The sequence below is a fragment of the Streptomyces sp. ActVer genome (genome assembly GCF_027270795.1).
In the GTDB taxonomy this organism is placed as follows: domain Bacteria; phylum Actinomycetota; class Actinomycetes; order Streptomycetales; family Streptomycetaceae; genus Streptomyces; species Streptomyces umbrinus_A.
The window spans coordinates 1-1372 of the sequence record NZ_JAPWHT010000887.1 but is presented as its reverse complement, the minus strand read 5'-3'; the positions used below and the strand labels follow the sequence as shown (position 1 = coordinate 1372).

Below are 1372 nucleotides of genomic sequence, written 5' to 3'. Positions count from 1 at the left end.
GGCTGCTGCTCGGCGCGCACATCGGTGTGGGGCTGCTCGCGGCCGCCTGGCTGCGGCGCGGCGAGCGGGCCCTGGCCCAGCTCCTGGACGCGGTGGCCGCCACCACCTTCCGGCCCCTGCTGATCGCGGTCGCCGCGGTGACCGTCCACTTCACTCCCGTACGTCGGCTGCCGCGCCCCACGCACCGGGTCGCCGCCACGCGTACGCGCCTCTTCGTGCACTCCCTGGGACGGCGTGGACCGCCGTGCTCGGCCGTATTCGCCTGAGCACTCCAGTCCCCGTACACCTGTCATCACCACGGAGAACACCATCATGAGCAAGAGGAACAGCCAGGCCGCGAAGTCGGCGGCCCGTGATCGGCTGCGCGTCGAGCGCGAGCGTCAGGCCAAGCGCGAGAAGGTCAGGCGGCAGGTCATCGTCGCCGGTTCGATCGTCGCGGTGCTCGCGATAGCCGGCGGCATCGGCTACGCCGTCGTACAGAACAACGAGCCCTCCAAGTGGGACGCGGCCGCCGACGCCAAGGTCGTCGCCCCCGCCAACACCAGCGGCACGAACGGCACGACCGTCGTGGTCGGCGACTCCAAGGCCAAGAACACGGTCCACCTCTACGAGGACGCTCGCTGCCCGGCCTGCGCCTCCTTCGAGCAGACCGTCGGCGAGACCGTCAACAAGGGCATGACGGACGGCGACTACAAGCTGTCCTTCACCCTCGGCACCTTCCTCGACGGCAACCTCGGCGGCGACGGCTCGAAGAACGCGCTGAGCGCGCTCGGCGCCGCGCTGAACGTGAGCACCGACGCGTTCCTGGAGTACAAGACCGCGCTGTACTCGACGAAGTACCACCCCGAGGAGACGAAGGACGAGTTCTCCAAGGACAGCTACCTGATCAAGGTGGCGGACACGGTGGACGCGCTGAAGGGCAACAAGAAGTTCCAGGACGCCCTCGAGAAGGGCACGTACGACGCCTGGGCGATGAAGATGAGCAAGACCTTCGACGACGCCAAGGGTGTCGACTCGACGCCGACCATCAAGATCAACGACAAGAAGATCACGAACCCGAGCACGGTCGCCGACTGGCAGAAGTCGCTCAAGGACGCGGGCGTCACCAAGTAGCGCGGCAGCGCAAGCAGGGCGTGGAGCGAACAGCTCAGGTAACGCGCGGCATAAGGGCGGGCGAACTCTTCCGGGTTCGCCCGCCTTTCACGTCTTCCGCCTTACCGAAAGCGCTACCCGTCAGTAATCTGATCGGCCGTGACCAGTCGACTCAGATCCCTCTCCAGCCCCAACTCCCCCGCGCCGCGCCGCCGTACGGTGGTCAAGGCGGCCGCGGCCACGGCCGTGCTCGGAGCACCGCTCGCCGCCGCGCTGCCGG

1 protein-coding gene and 1 pseudogene are annotated in these 1372 nt (G+C 68.1%); both read left to right on the top strand.

Annotation, left to right across the window (positions count from 1 at the left end; genetic code table 11):
• Positions 1–266 (top strand): annotated as a pseudogene (locus tag O3Q52_RS53095) (hypothetical protein); the annotation flags it as partial.
• A 46-nt stretch (positions 267–312) separates the two neighbouring features.
• The gene (locus O3Q52_RS53090) at positions 313–1113 is read left to right on the top strand and encodes a DsbA family protein (RefSeq protein WP_269655549.1); all 801 of its coding nucleotides are present in this window, start codon (positions 313–315) and stop codon (positions 1111–1113) included.
• Positions 1114–1372 lie beyond the last annotated feature (259 nt).